Origin of the sequence: Stenotrophomonas sp. PAMC25021 (assembly GCF_004795795.1) — a bacterium.
GTDB classification, from domain to species: Bacteria; Pseudomonadota; Gammaproteobacteria; order Xanthomonadales; family Xanthomonadaceae; genus Stenotrophomonas; species Stenotrophomonas muris.
Window position 1 is genome coordinate 3,715,134 of sequence record NZ_CP039255.1, and the last position, 24,169, is coordinate 3,739,302.

Annotated in this window: 22 protein-coding genes; 9 read left to right on the forward strand and 13 right to left on the reverse strand. The window is 66.7% G+C overall.

Features of this window, described 5'->3' with window-relative positions; translation table 11 throughout:
- Window position 1: 1 nt before the first annotated feature.
- Together E5790_RS17180 and purB are read right to left on the reverse strand one after the other, a co-directional pair.
- On the reverse strand, window positions 2-1,414 hold the full coding sequence (locus E5790_RS17180; protein ID WP_049442448.1) for a cupin domain-containing protein: 1,413 nt from the start codon (window positions 1,412-1,414) through the stop codon (window positions 2-4).
- Between the two features lie 611 nt (window positions 1,415-2,025).
- Entirely contained in the window at window positions 2,026-3,393 is a 1,368-nt protein-coding gene (gene purB, locus E5790_RS17185; protein WP_111207021.1) for an adenylosuccinate lyase, read from the reverse strand.
- A gap of 292 nt (window positions 3,394-3,685) precedes the next feature.
- On the opposite strand from purB, the gene E5790_RS17190 reads away from it, so the two are divergent.
- Window positions 3,686-5,113 carry a class II fumarate hydratase gene (locus E5790_RS17190; protein ID WP_032962093.1) on the forward strand — a complete coding sequence of 476 codons (1,428 nt, stop codon included), beginning with the start codon at window positions 3,686-3,688 and terminating at the stop codon, window positions 5,111-5,113.
- Between the two features lie 105 nt (window positions 5,114-5,218).
- On the opposite strand, the gene E5790_RS17195 is transcribed toward E5790_RS17190, so the two are convergent.
- From E5790_RS17195 to E5790_RS17225, 7 genes are all read right to left on the reverse strand, one after another.
- Window positions 5,219-5,644, reverse strand: a complete 426-nt coding sequence (locus tag E5790_RS17195) for a hypothetical protein (protein WP_014647695.1) — start codon at window positions 5,642-5,644, stop codon at window positions 5,219-5,221.
- Window positions 5,645-5,750: 106 nt separating this feature from the next.
- Window positions 5,751-6,356, reverse strand: coding sequence for a hypothetical protein (locus E5790_RS17200; protein ID WP_049442450.1), 606 nt, complete (start codon window positions 6,354-6,356; stop codon window positions 5,751-5,753).
- A 30-nt stretch (window positions 6,357-6,386) separates the two neighbouring features.
- Window positions 6,387-7,274 (reverse strand): DUF2807 domain-containing protein, encoded by an 888-nt coding sequence (locus E5790_RS17205; protein WP_014647693.1) that lies wholly within the window; start codon window positions 7,272-7,274, stop codon window positions 6,387-6,389.
- A 25-nt stretch (window positions 7,275-7,299) separates the two neighbouring features.
- Window positions 7,300-8,328: an ABC-2 transporter permease gene (locus E5790_RS17210; protein ID WP_046431579.1), complete on the reverse strand. Its 1,029-nt coding sequence runs from the start codon at window positions 8,326-8,328 to the stop codon at window positions 7,300-7,302.
- Window positions 8,325-9,200 carry an ABC transporter ATP-binding protein gene (locus E5790_RS17215; RefSeq protein ID WP_014647691.1) on the reverse strand — a complete coding sequence of 292 codons (876 nt, stop codon included), beginning with the start codon at window positions 9,198-9,200 and terminating at the stop codon, window positions 8,325-8,327. The genes E5790_RS17210 and E5790_RS17215 overlap by 4 nt, the downstream gene beginning before the upstream one ends.
- Entirely contained in the window at window positions 9,200-9,559 is a 360-nt protein-coding gene (locus E5790_RS17220) for a GntR family transcriptional regulator (protein WP_005410261.1), read from the reverse strand. Before E5790_RS17220 ends, E5790_RS17215 begins: the two co-directional genes overlap by 1 nt.
- Before the next feature lie 2 nt (window positions 9,560-9,561).
- Complete coding sequence (locus E5790_RS17225; RefSeq protein WP_111207022.1) at window positions 9,562-9,798, reverse strand: hypothetical protein; 237 nt, start codon at window positions 9,796-9,798, stop codon at window positions 9,562-9,564.
- Between the two features lie 365 nt (window positions 9,799-10,163).
- On the opposite strand from E5790_RS17225, the gene E5790_RS17230 reads away from it, so the two are divergent.
- The 6 genes from E5790_RS17230 to E5790_RS17255 all read left to right on the forward strand — a co-directional run bounded on the left by E5790_RS17230 (window position 10,164) and on the right by E5790_RS17255 (window position 16,245).
- A complete protein-coding gene (locus E5790_RS17230; protein WP_014647689.1) occupies window positions 10,164-10,751 on the forward strand; it encodes a glutathione peroxidase in 588 nt (195 codons plus the stop codon).
- 96 nt (window positions 10,752-10,847) lie between these two features.
- Window positions 10,848-11,825 carry an FKBP-type peptidyl-prolyl cis-trans isomerase gene (locus E5790_RS17235; protein WP_032962085.1) on the forward strand — a complete coding sequence of 326 codons (978 nt, stop codon included), beginning with the start codon at window positions 10,848-10,850 and terminating at the stop codon, window positions 11,823-11,825.
- Window positions 11,826-11,848: 23 nt separating this feature from the next.
- Complete coding sequence (locus E5790_RS17240; protein WP_032962083.1) at window positions 11,849-13,198, forward strand: UDP-glucose/GDP-mannose dehydrogenase family protein; 1,350 nt, start codon at window positions 11,849-11,851, stop codon at window positions 13,196-13,198.
- Window positions 13,191-13,433, forward strand: a complete 243-nt coding sequence (locus tag E5790_RS17245; RefSeq protein ID WP_005410256.1) for a SlyX family protein — start codon at window positions 13,191-13,193, stop codon at window positions 13,431-13,433. The genes E5790_RS17240 and E5790_RS17245 overlap by 8 nt, the downstream gene beginning before the upstream one ends.
- A 10-nt stretch (window positions 13,434-13,443) precedes the next feature.
- Window positions 13,444-14,124, forward strand: coding sequence for a DUF2058 family protein (locus tag E5790_RS17250; RefSeq protein WP_111207023.1), 681 nt, complete (start codon window positions 13,444-13,446; stop codon window positions 14,122-14,124).
- 48 nt (window positions 14,125-14,172) lie between these two features.
- Window positions 14,173-16,245 (forward strand): acyltransferase family protein, encoded by a 2,073-nt coding sequence (locus E5790_RS17255; RefSeq protein ID WP_111207024.1) that lies wholly within the window; start codon window positions 14,173-14,175, stop codon window positions 16,243-16,245.
- A 12-nt stretch (window positions 16,246-16,257) separates the two neighbouring features.
- Here the strand turns inward: E5790_RS17255 and E5790_RS17260 are convergent, their stop codons facing one another.
- From E5790_RS17260 to E5790_RS17275, 4 genes are all read right to left on the reverse strand, one after another.
- Window positions 16,258-17,442 (reverse strand): MFS transporter, encoded by a 1,185-nt coding sequence (locus tag E5790_RS17260; protein WP_111207025.1) that lies wholly within the window; start codon window positions 17,440-17,442, stop codon window positions 16,258-16,260.
- Window positions 17,443-17,537: 95 nt separating this feature from the next.
- Window positions 17,538-20,222 carry a methionine synthase gene (gene metH / locus E5790_RS17265; protein ID WP_111207026.1) on the reverse strand — a complete coding sequence of 895 codons (2,685 nt, stop codon included), beginning with the start codon at window positions 20,220-20,222 and terminating at the stop codon, window positions 17,538-17,540.
- A gap of 57 nt (window positions 20,223-20,279) precedes the next feature.
- A complete protein-coding gene (locus E5790_RS21995; RefSeq protein ID WP_014647681.1) occupies window positions 20,280-21,371 on the reverse strand; it encodes a homocysteine S-methyltransferase family protein in 1,092 nt (363 codons plus the stop codon).
- Window positions 21,372-21,384: 13 nt separating this feature from the next.
- Window positions 21,385-22,314 (reverse strand): metalloregulator ArsR/SmtB family transcription factor, encoded by a 930-nt coding sequence (locus E5790_RS17275; protein ID WP_014037755.1) that lies wholly within the window; start codon window positions 22,312-22,314, stop codon window positions 21,385-21,387.
- A 152-nt stretch (window positions 22,315-22,466) separates the two neighbouring features.
- Between E5790_RS17275 and E5790_RS17280 the strand changes: the two genes are divergently transcribed.
- On the forward strand, window positions 22,467-23,615 hold the full coding sequence (locus E5790_RS17280) for an acyl-CoA dehydrogenase family protein (protein ID WP_049442456.1): 1,149 nt from the start codon (window positions 22,467-22,469) through the stop codon (window positions 23,613-23,615).
- A gap of 130 nt (window positions 23,616-23,745) precedes the next feature.
- Window positions 23,746-24,033: a hypothetical protein gene (locus tag E5790_RS17285; protein ID WP_049442457.1), complete on the forward strand. Its 288-nt coding sequence runs from the start codon at window positions 23,746-23,748 to the stop codon at window positions 24,031-24,033.
- Window positions 24,034-24,169: the final 136 nt, after the last annotated feature.

Sequence of the window (24,169 nt, forward strand, 5' to 3'; positions counted from 1 at the left end):
CTCAGGCCCGGCCGGTGCTGTCGTCTTCGTCGTCGTCCTCGAAGTTGACGATGACCTCGATACCGTCGTCGTGCACGGTCACGGAGTGGACATCGTCGGACACCGCGTCGGCGTCGATCGCCTCGACGCGGTCGCGGCCTTCGACGACCTCGCCGAGCACCACGGCATCCTCGCTGTCTTCCTCGTCTTCGGCCTCGTACACCTCATTCGGGTCGATCAGCTGGAACACACCCCCGACCAGCAGCTGCTGGACCACGGCACGGCCCTTGTCGGACAGGCCGCGATAGGCGGCGGCGTCGAGCTGCTCGGCGCCGGCCAGTCGCTGCGCGTCCTTCACCGGCAGCGCGAAGTCCTGGCCGCTGACATACAGGCTGGCGCCACGCTTGGCCCGGCGCCAGGCCAGGCGGGCCCACGGGTGGCGCTGCAGCAGCATGCCCGAGGCCAGCGCTTCGACCACTTGCTCCGCGGCCGGCGCAGCCTGGTGGGCCATCACTTCGCCGGCGGCGCGGTAGGTGGTGATGAAGCGGCCGAACCAGTCACCCAGCTTGTCCGGGTCGTTCATGCGGATGGCGTTGAGGGCGGCGATCACCCGCGCCATCGCCACCGTGTCGATTTCGTTCGGGTCGGCCGGCACCTTCAGGTCGGCATCCTGGTAGCGGATGTTCTCATCGGCATCGGCGATCAGGGTGTCCAGATAGTCGCTGATCAGCTCGGCAGAAGACGGCGCACGCATGCCGAACGAGAAGGTCAGGCAGGGGTCTTCGGCGACGCCGTGGTGCGGCACGTTCGGCGGCAGGTACAGCATGTCGCCCGGCGCCAGCACCCAGTCGTGGGTGGGCTTGAACACCTTCAGCAGTTTCAGCTCCACGTCCGGGCGGAAGCCCAGCGGCGGCTGCCTGCCCTTGATCGATTCGCTCGCATCGATCTGCCAGCGACGGTGGCCGTGGGCCTGCAGCAGGAACACGTCGTACTGATCGACATGGGCGCCGACCGAGCCGCCGGTGGCGGCGAAGCTGATCATCACGTCATCCATGCGCCAGCGCGGCAGGAAGCTGAAGTGCTCGATCAGGGCGCGCACGTCCGGGTCCCACTTGTCCACGTCCTGCACCAGCAGGGTCCAGTCGTGGTCGGGCAGGGCGGGGAACACGTCTTCCTGGAACGGGCCGGTGCGCACGCGCCAGCCGTCCTGGGCCTTGTCGTGCTCGATCAGGCGCGCCAGCACACCTTCCTCGCAGGCCAGCCCGGCCAGGTCTTCCGGCTGTACCGGGGTCTGGAAATCCGGGAAGGCATTGCGGATCAGCAGCGGGCGCTTCTGCCAGAAGTCGCGCAGGAAGGTGGCCGGCGCCATGCCGAGCGGCTGGCCAGGGCGGGCGGTGACTTCGATCAGGGGGGCGGAGGACTTGCGGGCGGCCATGGGGGAATCCTTGCAGCGGAAAGCGGGAGGGGCGGCGTGGCGAGCCGCCAAGGGTTCCATTGTCCGCCGTTCGTCGGGATTGCGCACGTGCGGTGGTTTGTCGCGGGGTGTCCGGCCAACGGCGGAGCCCCTCGTCGCGGGTGACAGTTTCCTGCGCGGCCCGCCACGGAATGGAAGAAGAAGATCAAAGGCAACAGCGGGTCGCGCGCTGCGCTTGCTCATGCCCTTGTAGAGCCGAGCCCACGCTCGGCTTGCTGTTGCCCACGCCCAAAAGCAGCCGAGCACGGGCTCGGCTCTACAAAAGACCCTCAAACAAAGACGGACGCGGCGAAGCCGCGTCCCTCTTTCAAATTCCGTCCCGACAACCCAATGCTCTTCGATCCGTCACCGGGAATCTGCCAGAGGTGGGGCGGGAGGGGCCAGCGGGACCGTTGGCGCCATGGATGGCGCCATCGAGCCCCCATGGATGGGTTCACGGCGTGTCCCGCTGGCCCCTCCCGCCCCACCCAGCTAGCAGCAATCCAGAGCCGCTCTTGACGTTGCTATTGCCGTTGCCGTTGCCGTTGCCTGCCGCAGGCAGCGCCCGCGGCCGCCGCCGCAAAGGAATCCCCTTAAATCTTCTTCGCCAGCGACTCAGCCAGGCCGGTGTAGCTGCCCGGGGTCATCTCCAGCAGGCGCTGCTTCGCATCCGTCGGCAGCTCCAGCCCCTGCACGAACGCACGCATCGACTCGGCGGTGATGCCCTGGCCCCGGGTCAGCGCCTTCAGCTGCTCGTACGGGTTCGGCAGGCCGTGGCGGCGCATCACCGTCTGCACGGCCTCGGCCAGCACTTCCCAGGCCGCGTCCAGATCGGCGTCCAGGCGCTGCGGGTTCACTTCCAGCTTGCCCAGGCCCTTGGCCAGCGAATCCAGTGCCACCTGGCTGTGGCCGAACGCGGTGCCCAGCGCACGCAGCACGGTGGAATCGGTCAGGTCACGCTGCCAGCGGCTGATCGGCAGCTTCGCGCTGAAGTGCTCGAACAGCGCGTTGGCGATGCCGAAGTTGCCTTCCGCATTCTCGAAATCGATCGGGTTGACCTTGTGCGGCATCGTCGACGAACCAACTTCGCCTTCCTTCAGGCGCTGCTTGAAGTAGCCCAGCGAAACGTAGCCCCAGATGTCACGGGCCAGGTCGATCAGGATGATGTTGGCGCGGCGTGCGGCATCACCGATCTCGGCGATGTTGTCGTGCGGCTCGATCTGCGTGGTGTACGGGTTGAACACCAGGCCCAGGCCGGTCACGAAGCGCTCGGCGAAGGCTGGCCAGTCCACGTCCGGGTAGCTGGCGATGTGGGCGTTGTAGTTGCCCACCGCGCCGTTGATCTTGCCGGTCAGTTCGACCGCGGCAATCTGCCGGCGCTGGCGCTCCAGGCGCGCGACTACGTTGGCCAGCTCCTTGCCCAGGGTGGTCGGCGAGGCGGTCTGGCCGTGGGTGCGCGACAGCATCGGCTGGCCAGCCTCGGCGTGGGCCAGGGTGCGCAGGGTGCTGGCGATGCCGTCCAGGGTCGGCAACAGCACCTCGCGGCGCGCCTGTTCCAGCATCAGGCCGTAGCTGAGGTTGTTGATGTCTTCGCTGGTGCAGGCGAAATGCACGAATTCCAGCGCCGGGGCCAGCTCGGCGTCGTCCTTCAGCTGTTCCTTGATGAAGTACTCCACCGCCTTGACGTCATGGTTGGTGGTGCGCTCGATCTCCTTCACGCGCGCGGCCTGGGCCGGGCTGAAGCTGGCGGCCAGCGCGCGCAGGCGGGCGATGGCAGCGTCGGAGAACGGAGCCAGTTCGACGATGCCCGGCTCGGCGGCCAGGGCCAGCAGCCATTCCACCTCGACCGTGATGCGGGCCTTGATCAGGCCGTACTCGGAGAAGATCGGGCGCAGGGCGTCGACCTTGCCGGCATAGCGGCCATCGAGCGGGGACAGGGCGAGCAGGGCGGAATCGGACATGTCGGCAGGGCTGGGACGAGCGGCGGGGCCGATATTCTACGACGTGCCGGCGGGGCGTGCCCTGTAGAGCCGAGCCCACGCTCGGCTGCTTCGGAGAATCCGGCGCCCCGCGGGCAGCCGAGCATGGGCTCGGCTCTACAACACGGCCCTGCGGACGGAACGATCTGGCCCGTCCTCGTCATCCCACGCTGCGGGCAAGGGAGTATCGTTGGCGCAGCCGCCAGCCCGGGAAGCGACACCCTGCCAGCCGCCGCTTCCCTTTCCCCAACTGAAGTAGTGCGGAGTTGATGCAATGAGCAGAGCTGCAAGCAAGGGTTTCAGAATCGAACACGACAGCATGGGCGAGCTGCAGGTGCCTGCCGACGCCCTCTGGGGCGCGCAGACCCAGCGTGCCGTGCAGAATTTCCCGGTGTCGGGCCAGCGCATGCCGCGCGGTTTCATCCGTGCCCTGGGCCTGGTCAAGGGCGCTGCCGCTGGCGTCAACGCCGAGCTGGGCCATCTGCCCAAGAACGTGGCCAAGGCCATCCAGACCGCTGCCGCCGAAGTGGCCGCCGGCACCTGGGACGCGCAGTTCCCGATCGACGTCTACCAGACCGGTTCTGGCACGTCCTCGAACATGAATGCCAACGAGGTCATCGCCACCCTGGCCAACCGTGCCGGCAAGGCGGGCAAGACCGCGGTGCACCCCAATGACCACGTCAACCAGGGGCAGAGCTCCAATGACGTGATCCCGACCGCGTTGCGCGTATCGGCGGTACTGGCGGCACATGAGCAGCTGCTGCCGGCGCTGGTGCACCTGCGCAAGACCCTCGACAAGAAGGGCCGCAGCCTGCGCAAGGTGGTCAAGACCGGCCGCACGCACCTGATGGATGCGATGCCGCTGACCTTCGAGCAGGAGTTCGGCGCATGGTCGGCACAGCTGGCCTCGGCACAGGAACGCATCGAAGACAGCCTCAAGCGTGTGCGCCGGCTGCCGCTGGGCGGCACCGCCATCGGTACCGGCATCAATGCCGACCCGCGCTTCGGCGCGCAGGTGGCCAAGGCGTTGAAGCAGCAGACCGGGTTCAAGTTCGACAGCGCCGAGAACAAGTTCGAGGGCCTGGCCGCGCAGGATGACGCGGTGGAACTGTCGGGCCAGCTCAATGCACTGGCGGTGGCGCTGATCAAGATCGCCAACGATCTTCGCTGGATGAACGCCGGTCCGCTGGCCGGGCTGGGCGAGATCGAACTGCCGGCGCTGCAGCCGGGCAGCTCGATCATGCCGGGCAAGGTCAACCCGGTGATTCCGGAAGCGACGGTGATGGCCTGCGCGCAGGTGATCGGCCACCACACCGCGATCACCGTGGCCGGGCAGACCGGCAACTTCCAGCTCAATGTCACCCTGCCGCTGATCGCGGTGAACCTGCTGGATGGCATTGGCCTGCTGGCCAATGTGTCGCGCCTGCTGGCCGACAGCGCGATTGCCGGGCTGAAGGTGCGTGAGGATCGCGTTGCCGAAGCATTGGCGCGCAACCCGATCCTGGTCACCGCGCTGAACCCGATCATCGGCTACGAGAAGGCGGCGGCGATTGCCAAGCGTGCCTACAAGGAGCAGCGTCCGGTGCTGGATGTCGCGCTGGAGGACAGCGGCCTGGATGAAGCCGAGCTGCGCCGCCTGCTGGACCCGGCCGCACTGACTGCCGGTGGCATCCACGCGGGGGGCGGTGGCGGCGGCGGTTGATCTGCCGGTCGTAGGGCCGAGCCCATGGCCGGCTGCTTCCTGGACCTGGGCCGAGCATGGGCTCGGTTCTACAAGAGGAAACGCCGCCCAGGGGGCGGCGTTTTTTCAGCGACGGTCGGCGACGATGTTGCCGAAGGTGTCGGTGTAGTCCTTGAACTCGGGGATGCGCTGGACCAGGTCGGCCGGGATCACTTCCATGCCTTCCGGCGGCTGGATCTTCACCGGCTGCATGTTGGGATCGGCCGGGGCGGCGACCAGGGTGTTCTGGCGCAGCACCTGCAGCTTGCCGAACATGGTCTGCAGCATCTGCTTCTGTGCCTCGTCCAGCGGAATCTGGATCTCGTCCACCTTCATCGAACCATCGCCGAGGATGATGATGTTCGGCGCCGGCGGGCGACGCACAGTGACCATGCCTTCGCTGACGGAGATCTTTGGCTTGCCGCGCTCGGCGCGGTGGTTGCGGTAATCCTTGTCACAGCCGACCAGGCCCAGGCAGAGCAGGGCGGCCAGCAGCAGGAACAACTTCTTCATGGCATTCGGTTGGGGGGCCTCCGGGGCCGCCATTGTAAGCCGGCCGGCGCACGACGGCCGGCAGCGGGGCGCCGCTGCCGGCCGGGTGCGCTGATCTGTCACAGGCCTAGCGTTGGACCACGGTGTCCTTGCCGCAGTCGTCGACGTCACTCTGGTCCATCGTTGCGTAGGGCTTGAACGCCGGCAGCTCGCGCGCCAGTGCCTGCTGGCTGGCCAGCATCGCCGGCAAGCGGTTGCAGATGCGCTTGGCCTGGGCTTCGATCTTCTCGGCCTCGGCATTGATCCGCTTCTCGATGCCTTCGCTGTCGCCGCTGAAGATGCCCTTCAGTGCCTCTCCGGCAGCGCTGGCGCCGAGCTTGGCGCCGGCCAGGCCGACATCCATGCCGTCCATCGCAATGGCGACGACGTGGCCGCGGTACTCCAGCAACCGCTGTCGCTGGGCCTCGTTGGCCGGCACGTCCTTGCCGTCGATCAGCAGGTGGCCATCCGGCGTGATCTCCGCACGCGGCTGCTTGTCGGCGGAGATGTTGATGTTGCCCTGGGTGATGTCCTTGCGGGCATCAACCATGGCCTCCTTGACCGTCTGGCCGACGCCGCTGGTGGCTTCGGCGACGCTTTTGCCGACGGTCTTGTCGGGCGTGGAAGAAGTGCCGCCGCAGGCGATCAGCGGCAGGCACAGCAGGGTGGCAGGCAGCAGGCGCAGCAGGTTCATGGCAACTCCCTCGAATTGGTCCGGTGGCGGTTACTTGTTGCGGGGCAGGGTGACCGTGCCGCCGACGTTGCGGTGGCCGACATCGCCGCTGCCGCTGTGGTCGACGGTCAGGCTGCCGCGCACGCCGTCGACCTGGATGTCGCCCGAACCATGGCTGCGCACGTGCACGTTGCCGCCGATGTCGGACAGATCGACATCGCCCGAGCCGACCACGCCGACCTCGACGTTGCCTTGCACGCGCTTGAACCCGATGTCGCCGGAACCGACCGTGTCCAGCCGGGCGTTGCCGCGGACATCGCTGATCTTCAGGTCACCGGAGCCGACGGTGCCGGTGACCGCATCGCCGCCAATGTTGCGCGCCTTGACGTCGCCGGAGCCGAGCGACAGCAGGTTCAGCGAGCCGCCACCGTCGATGTCCAGGTCACCCGAACCCACCGCTGCGTGGATGCTGCCGCGGGTGCCGCGAACGATCGCGTCGCCCGAGCCGACGTCCACGCTCAGCGATTGGGCGTTGTCCACGCTGGCATCGCCGGAGCCGACCTTGAGCTGCAGGGGCAGGTTGTCGGGCACGCTGCCGCGGATGTCGAGCCACGCATAGCTGTTGCCCAGGCTGATGCCGCTGTGGCGGCCGTCGCGGCGCAGGCTGACGACCAGCTTGTCGCCTTCCCTGCGCTGCTCCAGTACCAGCTGGTCCAGCCATTCCTGGCTGGAGGCGCAGGCGCGGCCATCGAGCTGGCCACCGCCCTTGCTGGCGACGACCTTCAGGTCATGCTGGTTCACCTCCAGCACCACCGCCTTGGCGCCGGCCACATCCAGCTTCAGCGTGCGGGCGGCGGTGAACTTGCAGTTCGGAGCATCGGCGGCCAGCGCCGACAGAGGCAACAGCAACAACGCAGAACAGGCGAGCAGGGAACGCATGGGTGGTTCCTCCGGGTGGATGGAATCAGATCTCGCCGGCGCGCTTGCGCAGGCGGATGGCGAGGACGATGAACACGACACCGACGGCGGCACCGATCCATAGTTCCGGCATCGCCAGCGACTTCAGCTGCGAGGCCGGGGACATCAGGCTGACCACCGATTCGAGATCGCGACGCGTGCCTTCCTCGGCGCTGAGGCGATACACCAGGTCGGTGCCCGGCACGCCGCCCAGCAGCAGTCGGCCAACGATGTTCTGCCAGAACCAGCCGGTGGTCAGGCCGATCAACGGCATCACCTTGGTGGTGCTGACAATGACGCCGGCGAACAGCGGCAGCATCACCGCCCACAGGAACGGTTTGGTACGGGCCCAGGCCGAGCACAGCAGCAGCCAGCCGGCGGTGGGCAGGGCCCACAGGGCGTAGACCGGAATCCAGGCCAGGTGACCGGCGGCCAGGGTCAACGGGCTGGCCGGACCCCAGATCAGGGTCATCGGGCTGCCACCGTGCATCAGCGCGACGATGCTGATCACCAGCATGAAGCCGAACATGGTGATGATGCCGGCGATCACCGCGATCAGCGGGGCCACGACCAGTGCGCTGATCACCTTGGACAGCACGGTCTGGGTGTCCGACAGCGGCAGCGACTTCCAGAACAGGATGCTGCGGTCGCGACGGTCGTCGTACAGGGCGCCCAGACAGTAGAAGAACACCACGAAGGCCAGCACCAGGAACGGCCAGGCCGAGCTGAGCACCAGGGTCAGGTCGAGGCCGTTGCCGAGGTCGGCCAGGTCCTTGGCGCTGATGTCCCGGGTCAGCAGGGCCAGGTCCAGGCCGTTGATGTTCACGCTCTCGCCGTCGACATGCAGTGCGCCGTTGCGTGCTGCACGGTTCAGTGCAAACAGGCCGAAGGCGATGCCGACGGTGCTCATCACCAGCGAGATCAGGCCGGCGATCAGCGGCGCATACAGGAAACCGCCACGGTTCTCCCAGTACTCGCGCTTGAGCAGCCAGCGCAGGGTGCCCATCGGGCTGACGGGGTGGTTGACGGCAGTCATGCGTAGGTCCCCTTCATGATGGCGACGAACAGATCGGCCAGGCCCGGGCTGCGGGTCTCGCCAAGGGTGGAGAGCTGGGTGCGCGGCACACCGTCGAACAGCATTACGGTCTTGCCGAACGTCAGGCTGCGCTCGTCGATCGGCTTCAGCGCACGCGCGGTCTCCAGCTGGTCGGCGTTGACCAGAAGCTCGGTGTAGCGCTGGCCGACATCGTCCATTTCTGCATCGAGCACGATGCGACCATCACGGATGAACATGACGTCGCTGAGGATGTGCTCGATCTCCTCCACCTGGTGGGTGGTGACGATGATGGTCTTCTGTTCGTCGAAATAATCTTCCAGCAGGCGCTGGTAGAACTCCTTGCGGTACAGGATGTCCAGGCCCAGGGTGGGCTCGTCCAGCACCAGGATGCGCGCATCGATGGCCATCACCAGCGCCAAGTGCAGCTGCACGATCATGCCCTTGGACAGTTCGCGCACGCGCTGCTTCGGCTGCAGCTTGGTGTTGGCCAGGAAACGCTCGCAGCGGGCACGGTCGAAGCGCGGATGGACACCGGCGACGAAATCGATCGCTTCACGGACCTTCAGCCAGCGCGGCAGCACGGCGACGTCGGCAATGAAGCAGATGTCGTTCATCAGCGCGTCGCGGTGCTGCCGCGGGTCGCGGCCGAGCACGCTCAACTCACCTTCCACCGAGGTCAGGCCGAGGATGGCCTTCAGCGCGGTGGTCTTGCCGGCGCCGTTGGGCCCGATCAGGCCGACGATGCGCCCGCTCGGAATGCTGAAGCTGGCATTGTCGAGGGCCACGGTGGTCTTGTAGGCCTTGCGCAGGCCTCGGGCGGTGATGACCGGTTCACTTGCGGTGCTATTCATCAGACTTTCCCCTGGGGCAGCAATTCGTCGAGGCTCAGGCCCAGGCGCTGGATGCGCTCCAGCACCGCCGGCCATTCTTCGTTGAGAAAGCGCTCGCGCTCGCTGCTGCGCAGCTGCGTGGCCGCCTGCTCGGTCATGAACATGCCCAGGCCGCGGCGCTTCTCGACCAGGCCTTCATCGGCCAGTTCCTGGTAAGCGCGCGAAACGGTGATGGGGTTGAGCTGGTAGTCGGCGGCCACCTGGCGCACCGAAGGCAGGGCATCGCCCGGCTTGAGGATTCCGTCGAGCATCATGGCGATCACGCGCTCCTTCAACTGACGGTAGATGGGAGCGCCGTCGCTCCACTGGATGTCGCTCATATTCAGCTCCGTGGGGTCAGCGGCTGTGCGAACGAGAAATACGGCATGGACAGGGAGCTGTGCAGCCGACGCGGGGGAGAGGGGGAGGGATCGGCGTTCCCGGCCGGCGAAACGGATGCATCCTGCGCACTGTCGGCGGAGGCGGGAGCGGTTGGCATGGCCAGCCAGGCCAGCACGATCAGGGTCGAAACGGCAGCGGCCGCGGGTGCGGCGAGGTTGCGACGGATCCGGGCGTTCATGGCTCCCCCTGTCTCAGGTGACTGGTGTTGTATGCAACTATAACACCGGCACGCCCACGTGCAACCCCTTGCCGTGCCCAACTGATGGCAGGGGTGGTCAAACCGCTGAAATATCCCCTTATCCCCTTGATTGAAAAGGGAAACGGAATTGTCGTGCGGGCCGATCACGCCCTGCCTTCCATTCAGCGTTGTCCATGCTATGTCATCCCTGCGCCGTTGAGGGTGGGTCCTCCCGGGAAAGGCCACGCCGCGCAAAGCCGCCGGCGCCCGCCGCAACAAGGGGCAACGGAGCCCGGTGCTATAGTTCGGCCGATTCCCGGCCGCTATCGGCCGGCCCTGTGAATGGCTACCGCGGACTGCTCTCGATGCCCCTGCCGACCGTTGTCCCGCGCCGACTGCGCGGCCTGTCCCTGTTGACCCTGCTGGTGGCCGGCCTGGCCGGTTCCGCCCACGTGCTGGCGGCCGATCTGCTGGACCTGGACTATCGCCCGCTGGCCAGCAAGCAGCAGGTCAACCTGCAGCAGCGCTACCACGGGCAGGTGCTGCTGGTGGTCAATACCGCAAGCAAGTGCGGCTATACCCCCCAGTACGAAGGCCTGGAGGCGCTGCAGAAGCGTTATGCCGGCCGCGGCTTTGCCGTGCTGGGTTTCCCGTCCAACGATTTCAAGGGCCAGGAACCGGGTGACGAGAAGCAGATCCAGGATTTCTGCACGCTTACCTATGGCGTCAAGTTCCCGATGTTCGAGAAGGTGCACGTCGTCGGTGCGGAGGCCACGCCGCTGTACCAGCGGTTGACCGCAGCCACCGGCGTGGCGCCGGGCTGGAACTTCCACAAATATCTGGTCGGCCGCGATGGCAAGGTCATCGCCCAGTTCGCCAGCAAGGTGACGCCGGACGATCCACAGCTGACCGCCGCCATCGACAAGGCGCTGGCCGTCGCTCCTACGCATTGATATCCGGCACGGATGCCTCGACATCGACGGCATGCGTGCGACAATGCTTCTTTTCGCGCCGACGTCGGCGCCCAGACACTTCCAGGAATGCAGCGAATGAAGATGGGAATGCGCGGCGCCGCGGCGTCGGTTCTGATTCTGGCGATGGGCACTTCGGGTGTCGCTCTGTCGCAACAACCGGCTGCCCCCGCAGCCGCCAAGGAGACCGCAACCTTGAATTCCCCCAAGCAGAAGCTCGGCTACGCCATCGGCCTGGACGTCGCCAAGTCGTTCACCCCGATCGCCGATGAGATCGATGTGGCCGCGCTGCGCACCGCCGTGGAACGTTCGTTCGAAGGCCTGCAGCCGCAGATCACCCAGGAACAGGCCAAGGCCACCGATGCCGCACTGCGCCAGGTCGTGATGGCCCGCAGCGGGCAGCAGGTGCCGGGCATGGCGCCGGGTTCGCAGCCGCCGAAGGTCGACCGCGTCAAGGTGTCGCAGATGATCGGTTCCTACTCGGTCGGCCCGTCGCTGGCACAGCTGAAGGACGACATCGATGTCGCCTCGCTGTTTGACGCGATCAGCACCGGCCTGAGCAAGGGTCAGCCGAAGATGACGGAAGCTGACGCGACCGCCACCATCCAGGCGTTCATGGGCAGCAAGCAGGCCGAAATGCAGGCCAAGGCCGCCGCTGCCGCGCAGACCAACCGCGAGGAAGGCAATGCGTTCCTGGCCAAGAACAAGACCCAGCCCGGCGTGGTAACCACCCCGTCGGGCCTGCAGTACCAGGTCATCCGCCCGGGCAGCGGCGAGCGTCCGCTGCCGAGCAGCAAGGTGCGCGTCAACTACGAAGGCAAGCTGCTCAACGGCACCGTGTTCGACAGCTCCTATGGTCGTCAGCCGGCCGAGTTCGGCCTGGACCAGGTGATCAAGGGCTGGACCGAAGGCGTCGCGCTGATGCCGGTCGGTTCGAAGTACCGCTTCTGGATCCCGGGCGAGCTCGCCTACGGTGAGAACGGCACCCCGGGTGGCCCGATCGGCCCGAACGCGACTCTGACGTTCGACGTCGAGCTGCTGGGCGTCCTGCCGTAAGCGACCACGGAGCCAGCACGGACATGCGCGTTGCGATTTTCGGTACCGGTTACGTAGGGCTGGTGACCGGTACCTGCCTGGCCGATGTCGGCCACCAGGTGGTCTGCGTCGATATCGACCAGGCCAAGGTCGATGGCCTCAACCAGGGCATCATCCCGATCTATGAGCCGGGCCTGGAACCGATGGTGAAGGCCAATCACGCCGCGTCGCGGCTGACGTTCACCACCGATGCCGCAGCCGCGATCGGCCACGGCCAGGTCGTGTTCATCGCCGTCGGCACGCCGCCGGACGAGGATGGCAGCGCTGATCTGCAGTACGTGCTGGCCGTGGCCCGCACCATCGGCCAGCACATGAGCGTGCCGACCGTGGTGGTCAACAAGTCGACGGTGCCGGTGGGCACCGCCGACAAGGTCCGTGCCGCCATTGCCGCAGAGCTGGCGGCACGTGGCGCCGACATCGCCTTCGACGTGGTGTCCAACCCGGAATTCCTGAAGGAAGGCGACGCCGTTGCCGACTGCATGCGTCCGGATCGCATCATCATCGGTGCGACCAGCGCCGAGTCGGTGGCGGTGATGCGGCGCCTGTATGCACCGTTCAACCGCAACCACGACCGCGTGGTGGAAATGGACGTGCGTTCGGCCGAGCTGACCAAGTACGCCGCCAACGCGATGCTGGCGACCAAGATCTCGTTCATGAACGAAATCGCCAACATCGCCGAACGTGTCGGCGCCGATGTGGAGCAGGTCCGCCAGGGCATCGGCTCGGATCCGCGCATCGGCTGGCATTTCATCTACCCGGGCGCCGGCTATGGTGGCTCGTGCTTCCCCAAGGATGTGCAGGCGCTGGCCCGCACCGCGCAGCAGGCCGGCCTGGAGCCTAAACTGCTGAACGCCGTGGAAGCGGTCAACGATGCGCAGAAGGGCCATCTGTTCGCCCTGGTCCAGCGCCATTACGACAAGGGCGAGGACGAAGGCGTGCGTGGCAAGACCTTTGCCGTGTGGGGCCTGGCATTCAAGCCAAACACCGACGACATGCGCGAAGCCTCCAGCCGACGCCTGCTGGCGCAACTGTGGGAAGGCGGTGCGACGGTGCGTGCCTACGATCCGGAAGCGATGCATGAGGCGCAGCGCATCTTCGGTGAACGCGATGACCTGGTGTTCTGCAGCAATGCCAACGAGGCGCTGCAGGGCGCCGATGCACTGGTCGTGGTGACCGAGTGGAAGCAGTTCCGCAGCCCCGATTTCCAGACGCTGCGCGAGCAGTTGAAGGACGCGGTGGTGTTCGACGGCCGCAACCTGTACGAGCCGGCGGACGTGGAAGCAGCGGGCCTGGCGTATTACGGCATTGGCCGGGGGCGCTCGCTGCATGTCTGATCTGCTGCCAACCGAACGCGAGCAGGCGCTGGAAGCGCGCCTGGTCGAACTGGAAATGCGCGTGTCCTTCCAGGAACAGGCGCTGGCCGAACTGAGCGATGCGCTGGCCGATGCCCGCATGCAGGGCATGCGCAACGCCGACGTGCTGCGCGTGCTGCTGGAAGATCTGGGCAAGGTCCGCAACGCGCTGAATTCTTCCGATCCGGCGAGCGAACCGCCGCCGCCGCACTACTGATCCGAATCCTATGAGCGATACCCTCCGTGACCAGCTGATGGGCCTGGGCTTCAAGCCTGCGCCCAAGCCAGAGCGCAAGAATGATGGCCCCCGCCGTGATGGCCGCCCGCAGGGCAAGGGTGGCAACGGCAATGGAAAGCCGCAGGGCGCTGGCAAGGGCGAGCACAAGCCCGGCCAGCGTCGCGGTCCTGGCCATGGCGGCCCGGGCAAGCCCGGCCAGTCGCGTGGCCCGGGCCAGCAGGGCCCGCGCAAGCCGCGCAGCGCAGAAGAGATGGACCTGGCCAAGGCCTACGCCATCCGCGCGCAGAAGGAAAAGGAAGAGCGCATCGAAACCGAGCGCCTGAAGCAGGAAGAGGCGCGTGTGCGCCGCGAGGCCAAGACCAAGCTGGAAGAACTGCTGAAGGACAAGGGCCTGAATGCCGAAGCGGCGGACATTGCCCGCCACTTCCCCTACGGCGGCAAGATCAAGCGCATCTATGTGACCGCCGAACAGCTGACCGCGCTCAACGCCGGTGAGCTGGGTGTGGTCCAGCTCAATGGCCGCTACCTGCTGGTGACCGCCGAGGTGCTGGCGCAGTGCGAGGCGGTGTTCGCCGCATCGGTGGCGCTGAAGGTCGATCCGAATGCGCCGGCCGAGGAAGATCCGTACGCGGACCCGCAGTACCAGGTGCCGGACGACCTGGTCTGGTAAACGCGTGACCGCCGCGGGCGCGCTGCCGTCGCGGCCGTGGGGGTAGGGATGACCGCTGATCCAAGCCGTGGCTACGTGCCGCACATTGACGGCCTGCGCGCGATCGCCGTGCTGGCCGTCATCGTGTTCCACCTGGACCCGGCCTGGTTGCCAGGCGGGTTCACCGGCGTGGATGTGTTCTTCGTCATCTCCGGTTTCGTGGTCAGCGCGTCGGTACACCGGCTGCCGCCGCTGTCGCTGGGGCAGTCGATGCTGCGCTTCTATGTGCGCCGCATCCGTCGCATCGCGCCGGCGCTGTTGGCCTGCCTGTTGCTGACTGCCGTGGCAAGCGTGCTGTTCATTCCCGAGTCCTGGCTCAGCGAAGCCAGTGACAGGACCGGACTGATGGCGTTCTTCGGCTTCAGCAACTGGGTGCTGGCAGCGATCGGCAACGACTATTTCGCACCCAGGGCCGAATTCAATCCCTACACCCACACCTGGTCGCTGGGCGTGGAAGAGCAGTTCTACCTGCTGTTCCCGCTGCTGTTCCTGGCTTGGGCGCGCGGTGCACGCGGGCGCTGGATCAGCCTGGGCCTGTTCGCCCTGGTCAGCATGGCGTCGCTGCTGCATGCGGCGGTGCTGGGTCTGCGCGAGGCGCCGCCATCGTGGGCGTTCTATGCCACCAGCACCCGCCTCTGGCAACTGGGGGTGGGCGTGCTGCTGTTCCAGCTGCTGCATGTGCGCGAATCGCTGGACCCGGCAACCGGCCAGGCACTGAAGCGCGCCGCGCCGGTGTTCTCCCTGCTGGCCATGGTGGCGCTGGGCCTGCTGGGGTGGGCGTTGTGGTCCGCGCGTGCCGGGCGGTCACCGTGGCCTGACGGCGTGCTGCCGGCCTTCGCCACCGCGGGCCTGCTGTGGGCGCTGCATCATCATCCGCAGGCATGGGTGGCGCGCCTGTTGGCCAGCGCCCCGATGCGCCGTATCGGCCTGCTGTCGTACTCGCTGTACCTGTGGCACTGGCCGGTGTTCGTGCTGATGCGCTGGACCGTGGGCCTGCAGACACCCTTGCAGATGACCACCGCGATGGCGTTGGTGCTGCTGCTGTCATGGCTGTCGTGGCGCTGGGTGGAACAGCCGTTCCGCGGCACGTTGGCGCAGCGCCTGCGTCCCGGGCGTTGGGTGCTGGCCGGCGCGGTCGTACTGCTGTGCGCCGCCGGCATCCAGACAGTGCTCTACCTGCAGGTGCCGCGGCTGTCGTTGAGTACGGTCAGCCGGCATCCGGCCGATTGGTACCCCAATGGCAAGAGCGTGGCCGGTGACTATCCCGAGTGCGCACTGGTGGTCGCCAAGCATCGTTTCGAAGGCGGTAGTGCGCGCACCTTTGCCCGTGGAGACTGCGACCGCCCGCTACCGGTTGGCGCGCCGAAGCGGGTGTTCGTTGCTGGTGATTCGCATGCGATGGCCTACATCGAGCTGCTGCAGCGACTGGCCCTGGAAACCGGCTCGGCGGTCTCCCTCTATGGCCGCGGCGGATGCCCGCAGGTGAGCCTGCAGAAGTGGCGCGGTGCCGGTGCCGGTTGCGCTGATTTCGACGCCGCGGTGTTCGCCGATATCGTGCGGCGTGCGCAGCCGGGGGATGCCGTGGTGCTGGTGTCGTTGCGCGTGCCACGCCTTTCCGATCAGTTCGTGCTGTTCGATGCGCAGGCGCAGCTGGCGGGCGAACTGACGGCAGAGGCCGCGGCAGGACGCGACGCCGAAGTGGCCGAGGCGGTCGCGCAGTGGAGACCCTTGGCCGAGCGTGGCGTGCGCATCGTGCTGGAGGCGCCCAAGCCAGTGCTGCCAGCGCCTCCTTATCGCTGCTCGGACCGCTTCAATGCCCGCAACGAGGTCTGCCGCAACGGCCTGGACAGCACGCGCGTCGCGATGGAAACGTTGCGGGCACCCATGCTGGGCAGCCTGCAGCAGGTGGTCGATGGACTGCCAGGTGGCGTGCTGTGGGACCCGATGCCGGCGCTGTGCGACGACGCGTTATGTCCAGCCCAGCGCGATGGGCGGCCGCTGTTCTTCGATGGCGATCATCTCAGTGCGCATGGCAACCGGGTGCTGCTGCCCTCGCTGCAACAGGTGCTGTTGCAGCGCTGAGCCGGGCAGGGGTCAGCGCACGCGGCTGTTCCGTCGCGCACGTATGAGCGGCAGGCTCAGTGCGAAGAAACAGAGCAGGGCGCCAATCAGGGCGAAGCCGCTGCCGGCCAGGAACGCGGTGCGACCATCGTCGATCTTCCACAGTTGGCCGGCAATGAGTGCGCCGAGCACACCGCCGACACCGGACGAGAATCCGTACAGCAGCCCCTGGCCATGCCCATTGAGGCGACCGGGGAAGTAGGTCGCCAGCATCTGCATCGCTGCTGCGAAGAACGCCGCAAAGCCCAGCGCGTGCGCGCTCTGCGCCAGCAGCATCACCGGCAGGTTTTCCGGGAACAGTGCGGTCACGGCCCAGCGCAGGCAGGAACTGACCAGCGCGATCAACAGCATCCAGCTGGCGTCATAGCGGCGGAAGAAGCGGCCGATGGTGAAGAACACGCCCACTTCGAAGACCACACCGATGGTCCACAACAGGCCCAGGGTGGAGGTGCGGTAGCCGTGATGGTCCATGTAGACCGAAAAGAACGTGTAGTACGGGCCGAAAGACAGTTGCTCCATGAAGGCGGCCAGGAAGAACGCCAGCACCGGCGGTCGGCGCACGATCTGCCAGAAGCCGCTGGCGTCGCCGCCGGTCTTGCCGATGCCGCGCGCGTAGTGGTTGCTGAAGGCCGAGGCGACCAGCAGCGCGAACAGTGGCAGCATCATCCACGGCAGCAGCCCGGCGTGGCTGGCCGTGCCGTCATCTTCGATCAGCCAGCCGAACAGGGTCACGACGGCGATGAAGCCGAGCGAGCCCCAGACCCGGATCAACCCGTAGCGATGGCTGTCGTTGCCCAGATGGGTGAGGGTGATCGACTCGAACTGCGGCATCACCGCGTTGTAGAAGAAGCAGAACACCACCATCGCCGGGTACATCCACGGCTGTGGCAGCGGCAGCAGGAATACCGCGAAGCTGAGCAGGGTCAGCACGCAGCCCGCGCGCAGCAGGCGGATCGGTCGTGGCGATGCGGCCGCCAGCGAGGTCCAGGTGCTGGGCGCGATCACGCGGGTGGCGTACCACAGGCCCATCATCACGCTGATGGCCGTCACGCTCATGCCGCGCGCGGTCAGGAACAGGCTCCAGTACGGCGTGAACGCGCCCAGCGCCGCGTAGTAGAACAGGTAGAAGCTGGAGAGGCGTGCAACGGGAACGGTCATCGCGGAATGATGAGGCAAAAAAGGGGACGGAGGGAATTAAGTCGCGAATGCATAAACGACTTAATCCCCTCCGTCCCCTTTTTGTGCTTTTTGTGTCATTCGGGGTCGTAGTCGAGGTTGGAGGCCAGCCAGCGTTCGGCCTGAGCGCGGTCCACGCCCTTGCGGCGGGCGTAGTCGCTGACCTGTTCGCGGCTGAGCCGGCCGACCACGAAGTACTGGCTCTGCGGATGGCTGAAGTAGTAGCCCGAGACAGCGGCCGTGGGCAGCATCGCGAAGCTCTCGGTCAATTCCATGCCGGCGTTTGCTTCGGCCTGCAGCAGGTCGAACAGGCGCCGTTTCTCGCTGTGTTCCGGGCAGGCCGGATAGCCAGGCGCCGGCCGGATGCCGCGGTACTGCTCGTCGATCAGGGCGTCGTTGTCCAGCGCCTCGGCGCGCTCATGGCCCCAGAATTCGGTACGCACGCGCTGGTGCAGGCGCTCGGCCAGCGCCTCGGCGAGGCGGTCGGCCAGTGCTTTCAGCAGGATCGCGTTGTAGTCGTCATGCTCGGCCTCGAAGCGCGCGACGTGCGCGTCGATGCCGATACCGGCAGTGACTGCGAACGCGCCGATCCAGTCCTGCTTGCCACTGTCGAGGGGCGCGATGAAATCGGCCAGGCAGAAGTCCGGGCGCTCGGCAGGCTTGTCTACCTGCTGGCGCAGGAAGTGCAGGGTGGTTTCGCCCTGCGGGTGCTGCACGCGGACGTCGTCGCCGATGCTGTTGGCCGGCCACAGGCCGAACACGGCCTTGGCCGTCAGCCACTTCTCGCCGACGATGCGCTCGAGCATCGCGCGCGCATCGCGGTACAGCTCGCTGGCCTGGGTGCCGACGATCTCGTCGGTGAGGATGGCCGGAAACTTGCCGGCCAGCTCCCAGGCCTGGAAGAACGGTGTCCAGTCGATGTAGTCGACCAGTTCGTCCAGCGGGTAGTCATCGAACACGTGCAGGCCGGGTTGTTCCGGTGCCGGTGGCGTGTAGCTGTCCCAGCCACCCTGGAATTTCTGCGCGCGCGCATGTTCCAGCGTCACCAGGCGCTTGGCGTCGCCACGGTTGCGGTGGCGGGCGCGGATCTCGGCATAGTCGGCCTCGTTGGCCGCGACGAAGGCTTCGCGCAGGTCGCGTGAGATCAGCGACTGGGCCACGCCCACCGCGCGCGAGGCGTCCTTCACCCACACCGTAGGCGCTTTGTAGTGCGGGTCGATCTTCAGCGCGGTGTGCGCGCGCGAGGTGGTGGCGCCGCCGATCAGCAGCGGCAGGTCGAAGCCCTGGCGCTCCATCTCGCGGGCGACGTGGCTCATCTCCTCCAGCGACGGGGTGATCAGTCCGGACAGGCCGACCAGGTCGGCGTTGTGCTCGCGGGCGGCATCGAGGATCTTCTGCGCTGGCACCATCACGCCCAAGTCGACCACCTCGAAGTTGTTGCAGGCCAGGACCACGCCGACGATGTTCTTGCCGATGTCATGCACATCGCCCTTCACCGTGGCCATGATGATCTTGCCATTGCTCTTGGCGGTATCACCGCTGCGTGCCTTCTCCGCCTCGATGTACGGCAGCAGGTAGGCCACCGCCTTCTTCATCACGCGTGCGGATTTCACCACCTGCGGCAGGAACATCTTGCCGGCACCGAACAGGTCGCCCACGATGTTCATGCCGTCCATCAGCGGGCCCTCGATCACGTCCAGCGGGCGGCTGGAGGCCTGCCGGGCCAGCTCGGTGTCTTCCTCGACAAAGGCATCCAGGCCGTGCACCAGCGCATGTGCCAGGCGCTGCGCCACCGGCTTCCCGCGCCAGGCCAGGTCCTCGGTCTTCGCCGCGCCCTTGCTGCCCTTGTAGCGCTTGGCGATCTCCAGCAGGCGCTCGGTGGCATCGCTGCGGCGGTTGAGGATCACGTCCTCGACGCGCTCGCGCAGCTCAGGCTCCAGCTCGTCGTAGATCGGCATGGCGCCGGCGTTGACGATGCCCATGTCCATGCCGGCGGCGATGGCGTGGTAGAGGAACACCGAGTGGATGGCCTGGCGCACCGTTTCGTTGCCGCGGAACGAGAACGAGACGTTGGAGACGCCGCCGGAGACGTGGCAGTGCGGCAGGGTCTGCTTGATGATGCGGGTGGCTTCGATGAAGTCCACCGCATAGTTGTCGTGCTCTTCGATGCCGGTGGCGACGGCGAAGATGTTCGGGTCGAAGATGATGTCCTGCGGCGGGAAGCCGATCTCGTCGACCAGGATGCGGTAGGCGCGGGTGCAGATCTCGACCTTGCGCGCGCAGGTATCGGCCTGCCCGCTTTCATCGAAGGCCATGACCACCGCGGCGGCGCCATAGCGCAGGACCTTGCGCGCGTGTTCGCGGAACAGCGCCTCGCCTTCCTTCAGCGAGATCGAATTGACCACGCTCTTGCCCTGCAGGCACTTCAACCCGGCCTCGATCACGCTCCACTTGGAGGAGTCGACCATGACCGGGATGCGGGCGATGTCCGGCTCGGACATCATCAGGTTGAGGTAGCGGGTCATCGCCGCTTCCGAATCGATCAGGCCCTCGTCCATGTTGACGTCGAGGATCTGCGCGCCGCTGGCGACCTGCTGGCGGGCCACGTCCACCGCTTCTTCGTAGCGGCCTTCCTTGATGAGCTTGCGGAACTGCGCACTGCCGGTGACGTTGGTGCGTTCGCCGACGTTGATGAACAGCAGGTCCGGAGTGATGACCAGGGGTTCCAGGCCGGACAGGCGGGTAGGGCGGACAGGCGTCATGGCAGGCGTCGGCTCAACAGCAGGAGGGCGGGAAGTGTGGAACGGTGGCGGCGACATTCATGCGGCCTGCTCCTGGACACCGGGCAGGGCGCGCGGCGGCAGCCCGGCCACGGCGCGGGCGATCGCACGGATGTGGTCGGGGGTGGAGCCGCAGCAGCCGCCGACCAGGTTCAACAGGCCATCCTCGGCGAAGCCGCGCAGGGTGGTGGCCATCTCTTCAGGCGTTTCGTCGTACTCGCCGAAGGCGTTGGGCAGGCCCGCGTTGGGGTGCGCGCTGACGTAACAGTCGGCGACCTGCGAGAGGGTCTCCACGTGCGGGCGCATCGCCTCGGCGCCCAGCGCGCAGTTCAAGCCGATCGACAGCGGGCGCGCATGCGCCAGTGACGCATGGAAGGCCTCGGCGGTCTGCCCGGACAGGGTGCGCCCGGAGGCGTCGGTGATGGTGCCGGAGATCATCACCGGCAGGCGTGCACCACGCGCGTCGAAGGCCTCCTCCAGCGCATACAGCGCGGCCTTGGCATTGAGCGTGTCGAAGATGGTCTCGACCATGAGGGTGTCGGCGCCGCCATCGATCAGGCCCTCGATGGCTTCGCGATAGGTGTCGCGCAACTCGTCGAAGCTGGTGTTGCGGAAGCCCGGATCGTTGACGTCGGGACTGATCGAAGCGGTGCGGCTGGTGGGACCGATCACCCCGATCACGAAGCGCGGCTTGCCCGGCGTGGCCGCAGCCACCGCATCGCAGCAGGCGCGTGCAACGGCGGCGCCGGCCTTGTTCAGCTCGTACACCAGGTGTTCGAGGTGGTAGTCGGCCTGGCTGACCGAAGTGGCGTTGAAGGTGTTGGTCTCGACCAGATCCGCCCCGGCGTCCAGGTATGCGGTATGGATGTCGGCGATGACCTGCGGCCGGGTCAGCAGCAGCAGGTCGTTGTTGCCCTTCAGGTCATGGCCTTCAGGCGTGCCGTGGTCGCAGCCGGGACCGTGCGCATGGTCATAGCCACCGGCGAATCGCTCGCCGCGGTAGTCGTCTTCCTGCAGGCCATGGCGCTGGATCATCGTGCCCATCGCGCCGTCGATGATCAGGATCCGCTCGCGCAGGGCGTCGAGCAGGGCGTTTGCACGATCAGGATGCAACCAGGGCAGGGCAGGCATGGTGGTCTCGGGCTCAGGGCTTGTTGGCGATCAGCGAAATCACTTCGAAGTGCGGCGGACGCTTCTCGCGGGTGACCGTTTCCAGGCTGGACACCTGCAGGCCGGCCTTGTCGACGAACTTGCGCAGCTCCTTGTCGCTGAAGCCGAGGTTGACGTGGCCATAGGCCTCCACCGCCGCCTTGTGCTCGTGACGGGCCAGGCTGCACAGCAGCAGGCGGCCGCCCGGGCGCAGCACGCGTGCGGCTTCGGTTACGGCCTGCGCCGGCTTGCTGGCGTAGGTCAGCGCGTGCATCAGCACCACCAGGTCGAAGCTGCCGTCCTTGAACGGCAGGGCATGCATGTCACCCTCGCGGACCTCCACATTGGGCAGCCGGCGCAGGCGCTCGCTGGCAGCGGCGACCACGCGCGCGCTGGTATCGATGCAGATGTAGCGCTTGGCGTGGGGGGCGACCAGTTCGGCCAGCACGCCGTCACCGGAGGCGATGTCCAGCACGTCGCCGGTCTCCAGCAACGGCAAGGCGGTGCGCGCCAGCGCCTCCCAGGTACGGCCCGGAGAGTAGTGGCGCTCCATGTCGCCGGCCACGCTGTCGGCCCAGTTCTGGTCAGAGGCGCGATGGGCCAGCACTGCAGCCACGCGCTCGGCATCCTGGCGGAGCAACGGGTCGTCGCTTCCGTTGCTCAAGGCATGCCACAATGCACGCTGCGCCGGGTCCAGCTGGGCTTCGTCGAAACGGTAGTAGGCCGACACGCCGGCACGGCGGTCGCGGACCAGGCCGGCTTCCTTCAGGCGCGCCAGGTGGGTGGACACGCGCGGCTGCGCCAGCCGGGTGATTGCCGACAGTTCGGCCACGGTCAGCTCCTCCTGCTCCAGCAGCGCCAGCAGGCGCACGCGGGTGGCATCGGCGAACACCTTCAGGCGGGTCGACCAGTCTTCCAGATCCATAAATATCTACCTATCGCGATATAGAGATATATTCGCCGAGGAGGCTGCCGCGGTCAAGTCGCCAGGGTACGGAAACAGCCGGCCCCCGGTACAATCGGAGCACCTGGGCGCGCCGTATGCGGCCCATAACTTCATGTACCCGGGAGGGTGTTGTGGATTTCAGCTTTACCGAAGAGCAGTTGATGCTGCAGGACGTGGCGCGGCGCATCGCGCAGGAAAAGATTGCCCCCAGCGCGGAGCACCATGACCGCACCGGCGAGTTCCCGCTGGACAACATCCGCCTGCTGGGCGAGAACGGCCTGATGGGCATCGAAGTGCCGACCGAGTACGGCGGTGCGGGCATGGACCCGGTTGCGTACGTGCTGGCGATGGTGGAGGTCGCCGCCGCCGACGCCGCTCACTCGACCATCATGTCGGTCAACAACTCGCTGTTCTGCAACGGCATCCTCACCCACGGTACCGAGCAGCAGAAGCAGACCTACGTGCGTGCCATCGCCGAAGGCACCGCCATCGGCGCGTTCGCGCTGACCGAGCCGCAGTCCGGTTCCGATGCCACTGCCATGCGCTGCCGCGCGGTGAAACAGGCCGACGGCACTTTCGTCATCAATGGCAAGAAGAGCTGGATCACCTCCGGCCCGGTGGCCAAGTACATCGTGCTGTTCGCGATGAGCGAGCCGGACAAGGGCGCGCGCGGCATCACCGCCTTCCTCATCGATACCGACAAGGCCGGTTTCGGTCGTGGCAAGACCGAGCCCAAGCTGGGCATCCGCGCCTCGGCCACCTGCGAGATCGAGTTCAACGATTACGTGGCGCAGGCCGAGGACGTTCTGGGCCAGGAAGGCGAGGGCTTCAAGATCGCCATGAGCGTGCTCGATGCCGGCCGCATCGGTATCGCCTCGCAGGCCATCGGCATCGCCCGTGCCGCCTATGAAGCGACCCTGGAGTACGTGAAGGAGCGCAAGGCCTTCGGTGCCGCCATCGGCACCTTCCAGATGACCCAGGCCAAGATTGCCGACATGAAGTGCAAGCTGGATGCAGCGCTGCTGCTGACGTTGCGCGCGGCTTGGGTGAAGGGCCAGGGCAAGCGCTTCAGCAACGAAGCCGCCATCGCCAAGCTCACCGCCTCGGAAGCGGCGATGTGGATCACCCACCAGGCGGTGCAGATCCACGGCGGCATGGGGTACTCGAAGGAGATGCCGCTGGAGCGTTACTTCCGTGATGCCAAGATCACCGAGATCTATGAAGGCACCTCGGAAATCCAGCGCCTGGTGATCGCCCGCAACGAAACCGGACTGCGCTGAGACGCAACGGCCGCGCCGCTGCAAGGGCGGCGCGGCCGGTCGATCCGCGCCACGCGTGGATGCGCTGTGCTCTTGGCCGAGCGATGCCGGATCTGTTCCAATGCAGGCCGTTTCCATACGGTCTGCACAGATGATCTATCGTGGTTGGGGAATCCTGACACTGATCACGCCGATCGCAGCGATCCTGCTGCTGGCGTATTTCTTCCCGCACGCAGGCCCCAGGGGCAACACCCCACTCTCGCAGGTGTTGCTGGGTGCCAGCATTGGCGCGGCGGTGAACGTGCTGCTGGGCCTGTGGCTCAACCGGGCACCCCGGCAGAAGGGCGAAGTGGCGCCCCATCATTTCTTCTTTGTGCCGATGCAGTGGGCTGCACTCGCAATCGTGGCAGTGTGCGCGGTGGTCGCGCTGTTGCGCTGAGACGTGACTCGAACGGCGCCCACCAAGGTTGGCGGCTACCGGCATGCCGTTGCCCTGGTAGATGCCAACCTCGGTTGGCATGAATTCAAAAGCGGCAAGAAAAAGGCCCCGGATCGCTCCGGGGCCTTTTCGTTTC